The organism is Microbacterium kunmingense, assembly GCF_023155745.1.
In the GTDB taxonomy this organism is placed as follows: Bacteria; Actinomycetota; Actinomycetes; order Actinomycetales; family Microbacteriaceae; genus Microbacterium; species Microbacterium kunmingense.
On the sequence record NZ_JAKNUS010000005.1, the window covers coordinates 214996 to 231262 of the forward strand.

The 16267-nt window shown below is 73.4% G+C and carries 17 protein-coding genes; 8 read left to right on the top strand and 9 right to left on the bottom strand.

Going from position 1 to position 16267, the window contains the following annotated elements; all coding sequences use genetic code 11:
• Positions 1 to 5 precede the first annotated feature (5 nt).
• Positions 6 to 1724 (top strand): thiol reductant ABC exporter subunit CydD, encoded by a 1719-nt coding sequence (gene cydD / locus MA875_RS09470; protein ID WP_248242042.1) that lies wholly within the window; start codon positions 6 to 8, stop codon positions 1722 to 1724.
• On the top strand, positions 1711 to 3408 hold the full coding sequence (cydC, locus tag MA875_RS09475; RefSeq protein ID WP_248242043.1) for a thiol reductant ABC exporter subunit CydC: 1698 nt from the start codon (positions 1711 to 1713) through the stop codon (positions 3406 to 3408). Before cydD ends, cydC begins: the two co-directional genes overlap by 14 nt.
• Here cydC and MA875_RS09480 read toward each other — a convergent pair.
• Genes MA875_RS09480 through MA875_RS09505 form a run of 6 tightly spaced genes read right to left on the bottom strand, consistent with a single transcriptional unit; the run spans position 3397 to position 8783 of the window.
• Positions 3397 to 4962, bottom strand: a complete 1566-nt coding sequence (locus MA875_RS09480) for an SDR family oxidoreductase (RefSeq protein ID WP_248242044.1) — start codon at positions 4960 to 4962, stop codon at positions 3397 to 3399. The genes cydC and MA875_RS09480 overlap by 12 nt on opposite strands.
• Before the next feature lie 35 nt (positions 4963 to 4997).
• Complete coding sequence (locus MA875_RS09485; RefSeq protein ID WP_248242045.1) at positions 4998 to 5597, bottom strand: GNAT family N-acetyltransferase; 600 nt, start codon at positions 5595 to 5597, stop codon at positions 4998 to 5000.
• Between the two features lie 45 nt (positions 5598 to 5642).
• Positions 5643 to 6728, bottom strand: coding sequence for an ABC transporter ATP-binding protein (locus tag MA875_RS09490; RefSeq protein ID WP_248242046.1), 1086 nt, complete (start codon positions 6726 to 6728; stop codon positions 5643 to 5645).
• Positions 6725 to 7525 (bottom strand): ABC transporter permease, encoded by an 801-nt coding sequence (locus MA875_RS09495; RefSeq protein WP_248242128.1) that lies wholly within the window; start codon positions 7523 to 7525, stop codon positions 6725 to 6727. Before MA875_RS09495 ends, MA875_RS09490 begins: the two co-directional genes overlap by 4 nt.
• A gap of 23 nt (positions 7526 to 7548) precedes the next feature.
• Positions 7549 to 8376 (bottom strand): molybdate ABC transporter substrate-binding protein, encoded by an 828-nt coding sequence (gene modA, locus MA875_RS09500; RefSeq protein ID WP_248242047.1) that lies wholly within the window; start codon positions 8374 to 8376, stop codon positions 7549 to 7551.
• Between the two features lie 17 nt (positions 8377 to 8393).
• Positions 8394 to 8783 (bottom strand): TOBE domain-containing protein, encoded by a 390-nt coding sequence (locus MA875_RS09505; protein WP_248242048.1) that lies wholly within the window; start codon positions 8781 to 8783, stop codon positions 8394 to 8396.
• 68 nt (positions 8784 to 8851) lie between these two features.
• Between MA875_RS09505 and MA875_RS09510 the strand changes: the two genes are divergently transcribed.
• From MA875_RS09510 to MA875_RS09535, 6 genes are read left to right on the top strand one after another with little or no spacing between them, the layout of a single operon-like run.
• The gene (locus MA875_RS09510) at positions 8852 to 9961 is read left to right on the top strand and encodes a HesA/MoeB/ThiF family protein (RefSeq protein WP_248242049.1); all 1110 of its coding nucleotides are present in this window, start codon (positions 8852 to 8854) and stop codon (positions 9959 to 9961) included.
• On the top strand, positions 9958 to 11208 hold the full coding sequence (locus MA875_RS09515) for a molybdopterin molybdotransferase MoeA (RefSeq protein ID WP_248242050.1): 1251 nt from the start codon (positions 9958 to 9960) through the stop codon (positions 11206 to 11208). The genes MA875_RS09510 and MA875_RS09515 overlap by 4 nt, the downstream gene beginning before the upstream one ends.
• The gene (gene moaC, locus MA875_RS09520) at positions 11205 to 11678 is read left to right on the top strand and encodes a cyclic pyranopterin monophosphate synthase MoaC (RefSeq protein ID WP_248242051.1); all 474 of its coding nucleotides are present in this window, start codon (positions 11205 to 11207) and stop codon (positions 11676 to 11678) included. Before MA875_RS09515 ends, moaC begins: the two co-directional genes overlap by 4 nt.
• The gene (gene mobA / locus MA875_RS09525; RefSeq protein ID WP_248242052.1) at positions 11657 to 12328 is read left to right on the top strand and encodes a molybdenum cofactor guanylyltransferase; all 672 of its coding nucleotides are present in this window, start codon (positions 11657 to 11659) and stop codon (positions 12326 to 12328) included. Before moaC ends, mobA begins: the two co-directional genes overlap by 22 nt.
• On the top strand, positions 12321 to 12608 hold the full coding sequence (locus tag MA875_RS09530) for a DUF6457 domain-containing protein (protein ID WP_248242053.1): 288 nt from the start codon (positions 12321 to 12323) through the stop codon (positions 12606 to 12608). Before mobA ends, MA875_RS09530 begins: the two co-directional genes overlap by 8 nt.
• Complete coding sequence (locus MA875_RS09535) at positions 12608 to 12841, top strand: MoaD/ThiS family protein (RefSeq protein WP_248242054.1); 234 nt, start codon at positions 12608 to 12610, stop codon at positions 12839 to 12841. The genes MA875_RS09530 and MA875_RS09535 overlap by 1 nt, the downstream gene beginning before the upstream one ends.
• A 29-nt stretch (positions 12842 to 12870) precedes the next feature.
• Here MA875_RS09535 and MA875_RS09540 read toward each other — a convergent pair whose 3' ends face one another.
• From MA875_RS09540 to MA875_RS09550, 3 genes are read right to left on the bottom strand one after another with little or no spacing between them, the layout of a single operon-like run.
• Complete coding sequence (locus MA875_RS09540) at positions 12871 to 13299, bottom strand: molybdenum cofactor biosynthesis protein MoaE (RefSeq protein ID WP_248242055.1); 429 nt, start codon at positions 13297 to 13299, stop codon at positions 12871 to 12873.
• Positions 13296 to 13778 carry a MogA/MoaB family molybdenum cofactor biosynthesis protein gene (locus tag MA875_RS09545; RefSeq protein ID WP_248242056.1) on the bottom strand — a complete coding sequence of 161 codons (483 nt, stop codon included), beginning with the start codon at positions 13776 to 13778 and terminating at the stop codon, positions 13296 to 13298. Before MA875_RS09545 ends, MA875_RS09540 begins: the two co-directional genes overlap by 4 nt.
• Positions 13779 to 13787: 9 nt before the next feature.
• Positions 13788 to 16247 (bottom strand): FdhF/YdeP family oxidoreductase, encoded by a 2460-nt coding sequence (locus MA875_RS09550; RefSeq protein ID WP_248242057.1) that lies wholly within the window; start codon positions 16245 to 16247, stop codon positions 13788 to 13790.
• Positions 16248 to 16267: the final 20 nt, after the last annotated feature.

The window sequence follows — 16267 nt, forward strand, 5'->3', positions numbered from 1 at the left end:
CCCTCATGGCTCGTCCCGTCGACCCTCGGCTTCTCCGCTACGCCGCGGCATCCCGTCCGTTCTTCGCGCTCCTCGTGCTGATCGGGTTCGCTCAGGCGGTGGTGGTCGTCGCCTTCGCCTGGCTGCTCACGCGGGCGATCGTCGGCGCGATCGACGGGATGCCGCCGGCCGAGCTCGCGCGGATCCTCGCCGCCCTCGCGGCCGTCGTCGCCCTGCGCGCCGGCCTCGCCTGGGCGCGAGAGGCCGCGGCGACGCGCGCGGCCGCGCGTGCGCAGTCGCAGCTGCGGGAGGCCGTCCTCTCGGCCATCGATCGCCTGGGCCCCGGCTGGCTGGCCGGGCGCAATTCCACGCGCCTGGCGGTGACGGCCGGCCGCGGGCTCGAGGCGCTGGAGGCTTACTTCGGGCGCTATCTGCCGCAGCTGGTGCTCACCGTCGTCGCGATCCCGCTGATCATCGCGGTGATGTGGTGGCAGGACTGGATCTCGGCGGTGACGGTCGCCCTGGCCCTCCCCCTCATCCCCCTCTTCATGGTGCTCATCGGTCTCGCGACCCGCGCGGTGCAGAAGCGTCAGTGGGACACGCTCGGCCGGCTCGCGGCCCGTTTCGCCGACGTCGTGCGGGGGCTGGGCACCCTGCGGCTCTTCCAGCGCCAGGAGCGCGCCGTCGACTCCATCGCCGAGACCACCGCGCGGTATCGCCGCGAGACGATGACGGTGCTGCGGGTGTCGTTCCTGTCGGGGTTCGCCCTGGAGTTCCTCGCCAGCATCGCCGTGGCGATCGTCGCGGTCTCGATCGGCTTCCGGCTCCTCGACGGAGCGCTGCCCCTCGCCGTGGGCCTGTTCGTCCTCCTCCTCGCCCCCGAGGCGTACCTGCCGCTGCGTCAGGTGGGGGTGCAGTTCCATGCGGCGGCGGAGGGCGTCGCCGCGACCGAGGAGATCTTCGATGTGCTCGACACCGCCGAGGACCGGTTCCGGGAAGAGGGTACGTACCGATCGGATGCTGCGGGGCCCGGCGGGGAGGAGAGCCGGGGTCTGGTCGTGAGAAGCCTGCGGGTGTGGCGCGGCGAGACGCTTCTCGAGGCCGTCGACCTCGAGGCGTCCCCTGGCACCGTCACTGTTCTCACGGGCCCGAGCGGGGCGGGGAAGAGCAGCGTGTTCGCGGCTCTTCGGGGAGCCGCCGACGCCCAGGGCACGGCGAGCTGGCAGGGACGGGCAGTCGGCGAACTCGCGCCTGCCGCGTGGTTGGCGTGGGCCGGGCAGGACGCGGGTCTTCTGCAGGGCAGCGTCACCGAGAACGTCGCCCTCGGCGACCCCGCCCCCGATGAGACGCTGGTGCGGCGGGCGCTCGGCCTCGCCTGCGCCGACGGGGTCTCACCGTCGACGACCCTCGGCGTGCGAGGAGCGGGCCTGTCCGGCGGCCAGGCGCAGCGCGTCGCCGTGGCGAGGGCCATCTACCGTCTCCTGCGCGATCCGCGCGGTCGCGCAGCGCGTCTCCTCGCCCTCGATGAGCCCAGCGCCGCCCTCGACCCCGAGACGGAGGAGCGCCTGTGGCGCTCGATCCGGTCGCTGGCCGACGAAGGTAGCGCGGTGCTGCTCATTTCCCACCGTCTCAGCGCCCGCCGGATCGCCGACCGGGTCGTCACCATAGGGGCGGGATCGCAGAACGCTGCGCCACGGAAGACCCCGCCGATGACCATCGAGGGGGCCCCTCATGTCTCGGCCTGACGCTCCGACGACCGCGGTGAGGCTCCTCCGCGGCGCACTGCCGCCGGCCCGGCGGCTGGTGCCGACGATCCTGACCGGGCTCGCCGCCGAGGCGTCCGCCGTGGCCTTGCTCGCCGTCAGCGCCTGGCTCATCGTGCGCGCGTCGGAGCAGCCGCCGGTGCTCTACCTGTCGCTGGCGGTCGTGGGGGTGCGCTTCTTCGCCCTCTCCCGGGCAAGCGCGCGCTATCTGGAGCGGCTGTTCGGGCACGACGCGGCGCTCGGCCAGCTCGTGCGCACCCGCACCGACCTCGTCAGACGGCTCGTCCCGCTCGCACCGGACGGGCTCAGCCGAACCAGGAGCGGCTCGATCCTGGGTGCCCTCGTCGACGACATCGACGAGCTCCAGGACCTTCCCCTCCGGGTTGTCCAGCCCCTGGCATCCTCCGCCCTGGTCGCCGCGCTGTCGGTCGTCCTCGTCGGTCTGGTGTGGTGGCCCGCCGCCCTGACCCTCCTCGGCTGCCTGGTCGTCGCGGCCGTCACCGCCGCAGCCTGGGGCTGGGTGGCGGGCTCTCGCGCCGAACGGGCCGTGGCGCCCCTGCGGGCGCGGGTGACCGAGGCGCTAGTGGATCACCTCGGTGCCCTCGACGTCCTGCAGACCTTCGGCGCCGCCGAGACCAGCCGGGCGCGCATCTACACCGCCGACCAGGCCCTGCGACGCGCCGTCGTCCGCCGCGCCGGCGCTCAGGCGGCCACGACCGCCGTCGTATCGGCGGCGGCGGGCGCCGCCTCGATCGCCGCGGTCCTCGTCAGCGCACCCGCGGTCGCCGCGGGCGCACTGTCGGGCCCCGGACTCGCCGTCGTCGTCCTCGTGCCGATGGCGGTCTTCGAGGTCTTCACCGTCGTGCCGCTGGCGGCGGCGGCGTGGCGGCGCGTGCACGCTGCGGCGGCCCGCGTCGCCGAGGCGGTCCCCGACGCCCTCCCCGTCGAACTCGTGTCCGACCGCGGCGTCCCCGCCACCGGGACGGGACCGTCCCTCGGCGAGCGTCTGTCCCTCCGCGGTGTGTCGGTGACGTGGCCGGGAGCAGACGCTCCGGCGCTGCGCGACGTCGATCTCGACGTCGCGCCCGGTGACCGCATTCTGGTGTCAGGATCCAGCGGCGCCGGCAAGACGACCCTCGCCCACGCGCTCGTGCGCTTCCTCGAGGTCGACGGCGATTACGACATCGGCGGTGTGCCCGTCCGCGCGCTGTCCCCCGACGACGTCCGTCGCACGATCGGTCTCGTCGAGCAGCATCCGATGCTCTTCGACGACGACATCCGCCAGAACCTGCTGTTCGCGCGGCCCACGGCCACCGACGCCCAGCTGGAGCGCGCGCTCGCGCGTGTGGGGCTGGCGGACTGGGTGAGGCGGCGCGGCGGTCTCGACGCCCGTGTGGGCGAGCGCGGCGCCTGGATCTCGGGCGGTCAGGCGCAGCGGCTGGCGCTCGCGCGAGCGCTCCTCCGCGGCTTCCCCGTCCTCATCCTCGACGAGCCCACCGCCGGCGTCGACCCGGCCGCCGCCGACGATCTCCTCCGGGATCTGCTCTCGGCCACGGGGTCGGAGCAGGCGGTCATCCTCATCTCGCACGCCGAGGTGCCCCAAGGTCTCGTGGACCGCGTGGTACGGCTCGAGCCCACCGGCGTCGTGAGCGGCTCAGGACGATGAGGTGACGGTCGGTCGCGCACCGCTTCCGACAACCGTCTCGGCAGCCGCGGCGATGCGATTGGCCATGCCCGCGAAGATGAAGCCGTGGAACGGAAGCACGGCGAACCAGTACAGGCGCCCCGAGAGGCCGTGGGGGAAGAACACGGCGCGCTGCTCGTACCGTGAGCCGCCCGCCTCGGGTCGCGCCCGAAGCTCCAGCCACGCCAGCCCCGGCACCTTCATCTCCGCGCGGAGACGGAGGAAGCTCCCCGGCTCGATCGCCTCGACCCGCCAGAAGTCCAGGGCGTCGCCGACGACCAGGCGCGCGCGACTGCGGCGACCGCGTGCCAGGCCGATCCCGCCGACGACGCGGTCCATCCAGCCGCGGATCGCCCAGAGCAGCGGGGAGGAATACCAGCCGTTCTCGCCGCCGATCCCCTCGATGACCTGCCACAGCGCCTCCGGAGGGGCGGTGGTGCGGGCCGTGCGCTCGTCGACGAAGACCGCCTTCCCCGCCCAGTTCGGGTCGCTCGGCAGCGGATCACTCGGAACCCCAAGCACCTCGGCGTCCTGCCAGCTCGTTTCGATGGCGTCCTCCGCCACGCGCCCGAGCGCCCGCGCCACCGCCTCGCGGTAGGGCATCAGTCCACCCTCGGGACGCGGGATGAGGGCGTCGACATCCTGGTTCTTCATGACGCACTCGTTCTGCAGCGACTCCACGAGCGGGCGGGCGATGGAGCGGGGGATCGGGGTGACGAGGTTGACCCAGTGCGACGCCAGTCGCGGCGTCAGCACCGGCAGAGCGGCGATCGCACGCTGCGGGAGGCCGGCCTCGATCGCGTAGCCGTTCATCATCTGGCCGTAGCGCAGCACATCGGGACCCCCGATGTCGACAGCCCGGTTGATGTCCGGGGCGACGCGGGCGGCACCGAGGAGATAGTGCAGCACGTCGCGCACCGCGATCGGCTGGATGCGGTTGCGCACCCAGCGCGGTGCCGGCATGTAGGGCAGCACGTCGGTGAGGTGGCGGACCATCTCGAACGACGCCGAGCCGGATCCGATCACCACGCCCGCCTGGAGCACGAGCGTGGGCACCCCGCTGTCGAGGAACACCTGCCCGACCTCGACACGCGACCGAAGATGCGCGGAGAGCGGCACCCCGTCGGGGTGGAGGCCGCCGAGGTAGACCAGGCGCGTGACCCCGGCGCGCGCGGCAGCGCGCGCGACGGTCTCGGCGGCCTCCCGGTCGGCGCTCTCGAAGCCGCGGCCGGCCGACATGGAGTGCACGAGGTAGTACAGCACGTCCACGTCGGCGGCTGCCTCGGCCATGACGGTCGCGTCCGCGGCATCCCCCGCGACGATCTCGACCCGCTCCCCCCAGGCGAAGGCCGCGACGCGGCGGGGATCACGGGCGAGAACACGCACGCGATAGCCGGCGTTCAGCAGACGCGGAACGAGCCGCCCACCGATGTAGCCGGTCGCGCCGAGGACGAGCGCCCGCGGGGCGGTGCCGTCCTCGCGCGGCACGGCGACGAGGGCGGCTTCGCGACCGGTCGGAGCGGAGAGGTCGTCCATGCGTCGAAGGCTACCCCTGCGGGAAGGGGGTAGGGTCAGTCAAGCCGCATCCCGAAGGCTCTCTCGCCCGGCTCGGACGGCAGAGGGGTGAAACCCACCCGCGGATAGAAGGCCGAAGCGCCGGTGTTCCCGGCGGAGGCGACCAGGTGCACGCCCGGCACCCCCCGGTCCCGGAGTGCGGCGAGGAAGCGCTCGACGAGTCGGCGCCCCCACCCCTGGCCCTGCAGCTCGGGGAGGAGGTCGATGTGCAGGTGCGCCGGGTACTCGGCGGCGTACCGGGGCGGGGTCGTCCCGCGGGCGGCGGCGTACCGGATCAGATCGGCGTGCCGGCCCTCGGGCGCCCCCGGCGCCGGCCGTTCCGGTGCGACCCTCGGCCACCACTCCCGACCGAACCACTCCTCGAACGTCGCGGTGTCGGGGGTGCCGACGAGGTAGCCGCTCACTCGGGCATCGTCGGTCTCGACGACCCACGCCAGATCGGGGTGCCGCGAGACGTAGGGGAGGACGAACAGCGCCGCCCACAGACCGTCGTCCGAAAGCAGGCCGGTGGCGTCGGCGCCGTCGTCGGCGGTGCGGAGGCAGATCTCCGCGAGCGCCGGTTCATCACCGGGGTGGAAGGGGCGAAGGCGCGGCACGCGGGGAGTCTATCCACCGGCCGGCACCCGCCGCCCGCCCTCCGGTCACCTCGTCAGGCGGACCGCCGATGGGTCGAGCGTCACGGCGACCGGGGCGCCGACGGGGAAGCGCGCGGCGTCGGAGAGGTCGGCGTCGACGTGCAGGGGAGGCTCATCGATATGGAGACGCACGCCCGACGGCGTCGCCTCGTGTCGGACGATGTGCGCCGGCCAGGCGCCGGCGCCCGCGGCGTCGCGCATCGACACCGTCGCATCGCGCATCGCCACCGTCACGGCCGAGGGTCGGAACACCGCCCACACCGGGCGGCCCGCCGCCGCGGCGAGCACGGCTCGCCCGGCTTCGTCGCTGGGGACGATCCGCCGGCCGTCGCGCTCCCACGCCCCGTCGCGTGCGACCCCCTCGATGCGGTTCAGACCCGCGATGCGGGCGACGAAGGGCGTCCCGGGTGCGGTCAGCACCTCGCGGGTGGGCCCCCGCTGGCTGACCGTGCCCCGTTCGAGGACGATCAGCGTGTCGGCGAGGACGGCGGCGTCCAGGGCGTCGTGGGTGACGACGACCGCGGTGACGCCCGTCGCGGTGAGCTGCTGGCGCAGCACCGCCCGCAGATCGTCGGCGGTGACGGGGTCGAGCGAGGTGAACGGTTCGTCCAGCAGCAGCACGGCCGGCTCGGTCACGAGCGCCCGCGCCAGGGCGACCCGCTGCTGCTGACCGCCCGAGAGCTCGCCCGGCCGCCGGTCGCCGAGCCCGGCGAGCCCGACCCGTTCGAGCCAGGATGCCGCCTCGGCGCGCGCCTTCCCCCGCGCGACGCCCCGCGCACGCGGGCCGAAGGCGATGTTCTCGACGGCGGAGAGATGCGGGAACAGGCGCGGATCCTGGCCGAGGAGGACCACCTCGCGGGAGGCCGGGGGAACGCGGCGGCGGGGGGCGGACAGCACGTGGCCGTCCCGGATGACGCGTCCGGATTCCAGGGGGACCGTCCCGGCGATGAGCCCGAGGAGGGTGGATTTGCCTGCGCCGCTCGGACCCATGATGCCGACCACCTCGCCGGGCTCGGCGACGAACGAGACCGACAGGCGGATGTCGCCTCGCGGCTGATCGTCGACCTCGACCTCGAGGCGCCCCGCCGTCATCGAGGGCTCCCGGGCCGCCAGGCGCGGACGAGCAGGAGCACCATCAGCGCCGTGGCGAGGAGGAGGAGCGACAGCGCCACCCCGGTCCCCTGCGACACGCCCGCACCGTTGAAGGCGCTGTAGATGGCCAGCGGCATGGTCTGTGTGATCCCCGGCGCGTTGCCGGCGAACAGGGCCGTGGCGCCGAACTCCCCCACCGCCCGGGCGAAGCAGAGGATGACACCGGCGACGAGTCCCGGGGCCGCCAGCGGCAGGGTGATCCGGGCGAGGATCGTCCAGCGACCGGCCCCGAGCGAGGCCGCCGCCTCCTCGAACCGGCTCCCGATCGCACGCAGCGACCCCTCCAGCGCCAGCACGAGGAAGGGCAGTGCGACGAAGGCCTGGGCGAGCACCACCGCCGCGGTGGTGAACGGCAGTCTGATGCCCGCGGCATCCAGCACCGGGCCCAGCCAACCGCTGCGCCCGAAGAGGAACAGCAGCGCCACCCCGCCCACCATCGGGGGCAGCACGAGGGGCACCGTGACGATCGCCCGCAGGACCGCGGCGGTCCGCGCCGATGCGCGCGCGATCACCAGGGCGAGAGGGATACCGAGGACGGCGCACAGCACGGTGGCCGCGGTCCCCGTCTGCAGCGACAGCAGCAGGGCCGACAGCGCAGCGGGCGACGTGACGTCGGCCCAGAGCGTCGACCACTCCGCCCGCGACACCAGTGCGGCCAGAGGCACGACGAGGAGGGCGAGACCGAGAACGGCGGGGACGGCGAGGATCGGCGGAACGGCGGGGGCCGGTGCCGACATCCGCGGCGGGCGGGGAAGGGCTGTCACGGTGTCGAAGACGGGGTTCGAGACGACGGCGCCGGCGCGAAACCCGCGTCGGCGAGCACCCGCTGACCGGCAGGGCCGGTGACGAGGTCGAGGAATGCGCGGGCGACCTCGCCCGACGCGGCCCGCGTCGTCACGGCGATCGGATAGCGATTGACCACGTCGGCAGCCCCGTCGGGCACGATCACCTCGACGTCGTCCCGCCCCCGCACGTCGGTGGCGTAGACGAGACCGGCGTCGGCCTCCCCGGCGGCGACCTTGGTCAGGACCGCGGTGACGTTCTGCTCGGCGCTCGCGGGGTCGACCTCCACTCCCGCAGCATCGAGCAGGGTTATTGAGGCCGCACCGCAGGGCACGTCCGGTTCGCACAGCACCACGGTGGCTCCGGCGAGGTCGGCGAGATCGTCGATGCCCGCGGGGTTGGCCGCTGGAGTGATGAGCACGAGGGTGTTCTCGGCGAACACCACCGGGTCGGCGGCGGCGCCCGCGTCGACCGCCTCCCGCATGGTGCGCTCGTCGGCGCTGGCGAACACGTCCGCGGGCGCACCCTCGATGATCTGGGTGGCCAGCGCCGACGACCCGTCGGTGACGAGCGGCTGCACCGCGACATCCGGATTCTCCTCGGCGAACAGCACCAGCAGTTCATCGAAGGCCGTCTGGAGGGATGCCGCGGCGTAGACGGTGAGACTGCCGGTGAGCCCGTCGCCGGCGCCGGCCGGGTCGGCGGAGTCGACGGACGCACCGGCGCACCCGGACACGACGGCGGCACCGGCGGCGAGGACGACGACGGTCAGGAGTCGGATGCGACGGCGCGCAGCCGACCGCACGCCGGAGGTCGGGATCGTCAGCGCGGCACCTCCACGGTGACCGTCGTCGCCTTCACCGATGCCACGGCGAGCGATCCGACCTCGAGTCCCAGATCGTCCACGGCCTCGGACGACATCAGTGACACCACCCGGTGCGGCCCGGACTGGATGTCGACCTGGGCCATCACCCCGTCACGCTGGACCCGCGTCACCAGCCCCACGAATCGGTTCCGTGCGCTGGAGAGCACGCCGGTCGGATCGCCCGCCTGCTTCGCCAGGGCGAGAGCCTGAGCGGCGAGGGCCGTTCCCGAGATCTCGGCGGGCGCGGCACCGGTGGTCTCGAGCGTTCCCTGATCGATCCACCGCCGCACCGTGTCGTCGCTCACCCCGAGCAGGGCGGCGGCGTCGGATATCCGAAAGTTCGGCATATCTCCGACTATATCTCCGCACCCGCGGACACCGAGCGCGTCTTTCTGCGCGGGGATAGCCTGAGGACATGCCACTGCCACCCCTTGTCGACCCGGCACCGCCGCTCCCGGCCGCGGAGCAGGAGCGCACGCTCCGGCACGCCGTTCTCCCCGGGCTCGGCGAGATGGGCCAGCGGCGCCTCGCCGCCGCGCACGTCGCGGTCATCGGGGCCGGAGGCCTCGGCTCTCCGGTCATCCTGGCCCTCGCCGCCGCAGGAGTGGGGACGCTGACGGTCATCGACGACGACGTGGTGGAGCTGTCGAACCTCCAGCGACAGGTCCTGCACCGCGCGGACGACCTCGGCAGACCCAAGACCGCCAGCGCCGAACGCGTGGCACGCGGCCTCTCACCGACCACCCGGGTCCGCTCCCGACGGGAGCGACTCACCGACGGCAACGCCGCCGACCTGCTCCGCGGCGCCGACCTCGTGGTGGACGGCAGCGACAGCTTCCTCACACGCGAGGCGGTGGCCGCGGCGACCGAGTCGCTCGGGATCCCGTTGGTGTGGGGCGCTCTCCAGGGGGCCGCGGCCCAGGTGACGGTGTTCTGGTCGAATCCCCCACGAGGCGCCTCACGCGTCGTGCTGAACGATCTCTACCCGACCGGGTCGGCGCACGATGCGCCGTCGTGCGCCGAGGCGGGGGTGCTCGGGCCGCTGTGCCTCCAGGTCGGTGGACTCCTCGCCACCGAGGCGGTCAAGCTGATCGTGGGTGCCGGCGAACCGCTGCTCGGCCGCATCCTCGTCATCGACGCCTGGGGCGCGGTGATGAGCGAGGTGCCCCTCGCCGCCTCTCGGGCCGCCGTTGCCCCCGTGTCCCCTCCCGCCGTCGACGTCCCCGAGATCGCGGCGGCGGGGCTCCGCTCGGCGCGGGAGGGCGGTGCGGCACTGCTGGACGTCCGCGAACCCTGGGAGACCGCACGCGGTGTCATCCCGGGGTCGATCCTCCGCCCGCTCGCCGAGGTCCTCGCCGCACCCGCCGCGTTCACCGGCCCCGTCGTCGTCGTCTGCCAGGCGGGCGGACGCGCCCGACGAGCTGCTGAGGCGCTGCGCGCCGCCGGCGTCGAGGCCACGGTGCTCTCCGGCGGCTACACGGCGTGGGTGGCAGCCACCAGCACACCCGCCGAGGCGCACGCGTGAGCGCCGGTGTACCCCTGCGCTCGGTGGAGGAGCACCGCGACACCGTCCTCGCCGCGGTGCGCCCGAGCGAGGTCATCTCGGTGGCCGTCGATGCCGCGCGCGGTCTGACCCTCGCCGAACCGGTGCACGCGCGCGTGCCGATCCCGGTCTTCGACAACTCGGCGATGGACGGCTTCGCCGTGCGTTTCGATGACGTCGCCGACGCGTCGACGACACCTGCGATCCTGCGCGTCGTCGCAGACCTCCCCGCGGGGAGCCCCCTCGATCCCCCGCTCGGCCCCGGCGAGGCTGCCCGGATAATGACCGGTTCGGCCATGCCGTCCGCCGCCGACACCGTCGTGCCGTTCGAAGACACCGCCGGGGGCCTCGACGATTCGCTCGGCGAGATCCGCGTACTGCGCACCCCGCGAGCCCGCGGCGCCCACCGTCGCCGCCGCGGCGACGACCTTGCGCCCGGCGACGAGGTGGTCGAGGCGGGAACGCTGCTCGGGGCCTTCCAGCTCGGCGCCGCCGCCGCGGCCGGCGTCGAGGTCGTACGGGTGCGGCGACGGCCGCGGGTCGCGGTGATCTCGACCGGGTCCGAGCTCGTCTCCCCCGGCGCCGAGCTCGCGCGCGGCCAGATCCCCGAGTCCAACAGCCTCCTCCTCGCCGGTCTCGTCGCCGACGCCGGAGCCGAGGTGGTGCTGCGCACGACCGTCGCCGATGACGATGGGGGCCTCCGCCCCGCCCTGGCCGCAGCACGCGACGCCGCCGCGGACGCCGTGGTGTTCTCGGGCGGTGTGAGCGCGGGCGCCTACGAGGTGGTGAAGTCCACGCTCGGTCCCACCGGCGAGATGGATTTCACCGCCGTGGCCATGCAGCCCGGCAAGCCGCAGGGGTTCGGGCACCTCGCGGACGGGACGCTGCTGTTCGGCCTTCCGGGCAACCCGGTCAGCGCCGCGGTGTCGTTCGAGGTGTTCGTGCGCCCCGCCCTTCTGCTCATGGCCGGCCGGACCGAACTGCACCGACCGGTACTGCGCGTGGCCGCGGGGACGGGATGGTCCACACCCCCCGGTCGGCGCCAGTATCTGCCGGCCGTGCTGGATCGCCGCGATCCAGCGCGCTGGCTCGTGCGGCCGGCGACGGCCGGCGGCTCGGGCTCGCACCTGGCCGGTGGACTCGCGCAGGCCGAGGTCTTCGCCGTCGTCCCCGCCGAGGTCGAACGGGTCGAACCGGGTGCGATGGTCGATGTCATGCTGAGGGGATGAGCTTCACGCATCTCGACCCCGACGGACGGGCCCGCATGGTCGACGTCACCGAGAAGACCCCGTCCGTCCGCGCCGCCACCGCGCGCGGCTTCGTCCGCTGCGCACCTGCCGTGGTCGCCGCCCTGCGAGAGGGCACGGTTCCCAAGGGCGACGTCCTCGCCGTGGCGCGCATCGCCGGGATCCAGGCGGCCAAGCTCACGCCCACGCTGCTGCCGCTCGCGCACGTCATCGGCGTTCACGGAGCCAGCGTCGACCTCGCCGTCCACGACGAGGGTGTGGCCGTCGAGGCGACCGTCCGCACCGCCGACCGCACGGGCGTGGAGATGGAGGCCCTCACCGCGGTGACGGTGGCCGCCCTGGCGATCGTCGACATGGTGAAGGGGATGGACAAGTCCACGTCGATCGAGGCCGTGCGGATCGTGGCGAAGGAGGGCGGGCGCTCGGGCACATGGGTCCGCCCCGGGGAATGATCGACCTCTCGGCGATCCTCCTCGCCGGCGGACGCGCGCGGCGGCTGGACGGAGCGGTCAAGCCCCTGCAGACCGTCGGGGGCCGGACGCTCCTCGACATCGCCGTCTCCGCCGCGACCGGTGCGGGCGCCGATCCGATCATCGGCGTCGGTCCGGTGATGCCCGCCGCCGGCGCCGTGCGATGGACCCGCGAGGATCCACCGTTCGGCGGTCCGGTGGCGGGCGTCGTCGCCGGATTCCACGCGATGACGAGCGCGGTCGCGGCGGTTCCGGCGTGGACGCTCGTGCTCGCCTGCGATCTGCCCCGAGCCGACGCGGCGGTGCCCCTCCTCACCGCCGCGGCGCCGCTCGTAGGAGCCGACGTCGACGCGGTCTGCCTCGGCGACGCCACCGGCAGGCCGCAGTTCCTGGTGGGTCTCTTCCGATCCCGCGCGCTCGGGGCGCAGATCGAGCGGATGCCGCGGAGCGGCCGTGACGCCGCCGTCCGCGAGCTCGTGGCCGACCTCGCCGTCACGGTCGTCGGCGACCCGCACTCAGGGGGCGCCGCGGCCCTCTCCTCCGATCGCGCCGCGGCCCTCTCCTTCGATGTCGACACGTGGGAGGATCTTGAGGCGGCGCGCCGCGCCGGGGAGGACGGGAATCGTGAGTGAGACACCCACACCGCGGACGCTGCCGCCGGAAGCACTGGACCGTTGGGCGGAGCTGATGCGTTCGCATTTCGACCTCGACGCCTCTCAGGTGCCCGTCGCCGGCGTGCTCGACCTCGCCCGGGAGGTCGCGAACGGCGTCGCCCGCCCCGGCGCGCCTCTGGGCGCCTTCGTCGCCGGGCTCGCCGCCGGCCGCGCCGGCGGGTCGCCCGACGATGTGCGCGCCGCGCTCGCCGCCGTCATCGACCTGGCCGGACGCTACGACGACCCCGCGAGCGCGTGATGGCACGCGTGAGGTACTTCGCCGCCGCCGAGGAGATCGCCGGCACCCGTGAGGAGACCCGGTCCGAACCGACGCTCGGCGCCCTCCGCGCGGCTCTGGTCGCCGAACGCCCCGGGATGGCGGGGCTGCTCCCCCGCTGCGCGGTGCTCGTGGGCGGCAGCCGGGTGGAGGACGACCAGCAGCTCGGTGACGACGCCGTCATCGACGTGCTTCCGCCCTTCGCCGGCGGGTGACCCGACAGGGGGTTTCCGACGCCGGTGGCTCAGCCTCCGAGGCCCAGCCAGGTCGCGGTGCCGTCGACCTCGATCTGCCGCTTCCAGACGGGCAGCTCCGACTTGATCCGCTCGATGAGCTGACGGCAGACCTCGAAGGCGGTGCCCCGATGCGCCGCGGCGACCGCGATGATCACGGCGGCGTCTCCGACGCCTAGGCTCCCCACCCGGTGACTCACCGCGACGAGCGCGTCGGTGTCTCCCACGACCTCTGCGGCGAGCGCGGCGAGAACCGTCTCGGCGTCGGGGTGCGAGGTGTACTCCAGCGCTCGGACCGCGGCCGCGGCATCCGGATCATGATCACGCACCCGTCCGATGAAAGTGGTGACCGCACCGGCCGTCGGGTCATCCACGGCGTCGAGGTGAACGGCCAGATCGAGGGGGTCGGCGCTGATCCGCGCCACACGCACACGGGTCATCGGTGGTCCTCGCCGGCGAGCTGATCCAGGACGTGGCGGGCGACGGAGAGGACGACCGGCATGCCCGAGGCCACCGCGCGGGGGGATCCCGGCAGATTCACCACGAGGACGCCGTGCGGATCCACCACTCCCGCGAGACCCCGGGTGAGCATGCCGGCGGGCTTCTCCGCGGCGCCGCGGCGCCGCAGCTCCTCGGCGATACCGGGCAGCTCGCGCGTCAGGATCCGCGCGGTCCCCTCCGGGGTGGCGTCGCGGGGGCCGACACCCGTGCCGCCCGTGGTGAGCACGAGCTTCACCCCTGCGATGACCTGGGCGGTGAGGGCCCGCTCGACGCTCTCGGCGCCGTCGGCGACGACCACAGCCTCGGCGCAGTCGAATCCGGCCTCCCGGAGCGCCGCGACGGCGATCGGTCCGCTCTCGTCGACACGGGTGCCGGCGGCGGATCGGTCGGAGACGGTGATGACGGCGGCGGTGTGCACGCCCTCAGCCTAGGCGGGCGCCGCGGCGGCAGGTTCGAGGCGGACCACGACCGACTTCGACGTCGGTGTGCCGCTCACGTCGGCGACGGAGTCCAGCGGCACGAGCACGTTCGTCTCGGGATAGTAGGCCGCGGCGTTGCCGCGCGGTGTGGGATAGGCGACGACCCGGAAGCGCTCGGCCCTGCGCTCCTGGACCGCACCGTCTGTCATCGTCCACTCCGAGACGAGATCGACCAGGTCGCCGTCGCGCAGCCCCTGGGCACCGAGGTCGTGCTCGTTGACCAGGACCACGCGACGCCCGCCGTGGATTCCGCGATAGCGATCGTCCTTGCCGTAGATCGTGGTGTTGTACTGATCGTGCGAGCGCAGGGTCTGCAGCAGCAGCCTCCCGGTCGGGATCTCGGGGTACTCCAGGCGGTTCGCGGTGAACATCGCCCGACCGGTCTCGGTGGCGAAGGTGCGGGCGTCGCGGGGTCCGTTGGGAAGGATGAAGGTGCGCCCCTTGGCGATCCGCGCTTCGAAGTCCTCGAATCCCGGCACCACGCGCGCAATGTGGGCACGGATCAGCGCGTAGTCGTTCTCCAGGGCGGACCAGTCCGCGTGCGGCACGTTGCGGGGACGGTCGACCCCGGCGGGGTCGGAGCCCTCCCCCTCCACCGTGTCCCGCTCCACCTGTCGCCGATCGATCTCCTCGGGCGCCGGCTGCGCCGCCAGCGGCGGCGTCGCGGGCGAGGCGTCGGCTGCGCCGCCGTCGCGGTCGTCGAAGATCAGCCGGCACAGCCGCGCGATGATCGCCACCTCGCTGAGAAGGTCGTCCGAGGGCGGGGCGAGCCTCCCGCGGGAGGCGTGCACGGCGCTCATGGAGTCCTCCACCGTGACCCGCTGCTCTCCCCCGCCACGGCGGTCGCGATCGGTCCGCCCGAGCGTCGGCAGGATGATCGCGCGTCGACCGGTCACCAGATGCGAACGGTTGAGCTTGGTGGAGACCTGCACGGTCAGGTCGGTGGAGGCCAGCGCCGCTTCGGTGACGGCGGTGTCGGGGGTCGCGCTGGCGAAGTTCCCGCCCATCGCGAAGAAGACCCGCACCCGCCCGTCGCGCATCGCGCGGATCGCCTCGACGGTGTCGTAGCCCCACTCCCGGGGCGCCGCGAAGGAGAACTCGCGATCGAGCGCGTCGAGAAACGCCGTGGAGGGCTTCTCGTAGATCCCCATCGTGCGGTCGCCCTGCACATTGGAGTGACCGCGCACCGGGCAGACCCCCGCGCCCGGGCGACCGATGTTCCCCTGGAGGAGCAGGACGTTGACGACGTCGCGAAGGGTCGGCACGGAGTGCTTGTGCTGGGTCAGGCCCATCGCCCAGCACACGATCGTCGCCTTGGAGGTGCGGACGGTCTCGGCGACGTGGCGGAGCCGCTCCTCGGCGATTCCGGTCGCGACGACCAGCTCCTCCCACGGGACCGCGGCGATCGCGGCCCGATACTCTTCGAAGCCCGAGGTGTAGGCGTCGATGAAGGGGCGATCGATCACTCCGCCGTCGCGGTCCTCGATCTCGAGCAGATGCTTGCCGATGGCCTGGAAGAGCGCCTGATCGCCCCCGAGACGGATCTGCACGAACTGATCGGCGATCCGCGTGCCGCCGAGGATCATCCCCTTGGGCGTCTGCGGATTCTCGAATCTGATCAGGCCCGCCTCCGGGAGCGGGTTGACGGCGATGATCGTCGCACCCCGCGCCTTGGCCTTCTCCAGCGCGCTCAGCATCCGGGGGTGATTCGTGCCGGGGTTTTGCCCGGCGACGATGAGCAGGTCGGCCTCGTGGATGTCGGTGATCGAGACCGTCCCCTTCCCGATCCCGAGCGTCTGGGTGAGCGCGGATCCGGATGACTCGTGGCACATGTTCGAACAGTCCGGAAGGTTGTTCGTGCCGAGCCCGCGCACGAGCAGCTGGTAGAGGAAAGCCGCCTCGTTGGAGGTGCGGCCCGAGGTGTAGAACACCGCCTCGTCGGGGTCGTCGAGCCCGCGGAGCTCCTCGGCGATCAGCCTCAGCGCGTCGTCCCACGACACCTCGCGATAGTGCGACGCGCCCTCGTCGAGGATCATCGGGTGCGTGAGACGCCCCTGCTGACCGAGCCAGTAGTCGTCCCGCTCGCGAAGCTCGGCGACGCTGTGCCGGGCGAAGAAATCGGGGCCGACCCGACGAAGCGTCGCCTCCTCGGCGACGGCCTTCGCCCCGTTCTCGCAGAATTCCGCGATGTGCCGCTTGTCCTCCTCGGGCCACGCGCACCCCGGGCAGTCGAAGCCATCCTTCTGGTTCACCCGCAGCAGGGTCTGGGCACTGCGCACGGCGCCCATCTGCTCGTACGACATCTGCAGGGCGTGGAGGACCGCGGGCACACCGACCGCAACCTTCTTGCGGTCGCCGACCTTCAGGTCGTTCTCGTCGATGTCGGAGGTGGGGGGCTTCGTCGCCATGCCCACAGGCTACCCTCGTG

Excerpts from the sequence above, each read along its gene's own strand:
- MA875_RS09490 (WP_248242046.1), bottom strand. The coding sequence starts at position 6,728 with ATGACGGCGGGGCGCCTCGAGGTCGAGGTCGACGATCAGCCGCGAGGC.
- MA875_RS09495 (WP_248242128.1), bottom strand. The coding sequence starts at position 7,525 with ATGTCGGCACCGGCCCCCGCCGTTCCGCCGATCCTCGCCGTCCCCGCC.
- MA875_RS09540 (WP_248242055.1), bottom strand. The coding sequence starts at position 13,299 with ATGACCCGTGTGCGTGTGGCGCGGATCAGCGCCGACCCCCTCGATCTG.
- moaC (WP_248242051.1), top strand. The coding sequence starts at position 11,205 with ATGAGCTTCACGCATCTCGACCCCGACGGACGGGCCCGCATGGTCGAC.
- mobA (WP_248242052.1), top strand. The coding sequence starts at position 11,657 with ATGGGTCCGCCCCGGGGAATGATCGACCTCTCGGCGATCCTCCTCGCC.
- MA875_RS09480 (WP_248242044.1), bottom strand. The coding sequence starts at position 4,962 with ATGGACGACCTCTCCGCTCCGACCGGTCGCGAAGCCGCCCTCGTCGCC.
- MA875_RS09505 (WP_248242048.1), bottom strand. The coding sequence starts at position 8,783 with ATGCCGAACTTTCGGATATCCGACGCCGCCGCCCTGCTCGGGGTGAGC.
- MA875_RS09535 (WP_248242054.1), top strand. The coding sequence starts at position 12,608 with ATGGCACGCGTGAGGTACTTCGCCGCCGCCGAGGAGATCGCCGGCACC.
- cydD (WP_248242042.1), top strand. The coding sequence starts at position 6 with ATGGCTCGTCCCGTCGACCCTCGGCTTCTCCGCTACGCCGCGGCATCC.
- cydC (WP_248242043.1), top strand. The coding sequence starts at position 1,711 with ATGTCTCGGCCTGACGCTCCGACGACCGCGGTGAGGCTCCTCCGCGGC.
- MA875_RS09510 (WP_248242049.1), top strand. The coding sequence starts at position 8,852 with ATGCCACTGCCACCCCTTGTCGACCCGGCACCGCCGCTCCCGGCCGCG.
- MA875_RS09550 (WP_248242057.1), bottom strand. The coding sequence starts at position 16,247 with ATGGCGACGAAGCCCCCCACCTCCGACATCGACGAGAACGACCTGAAG.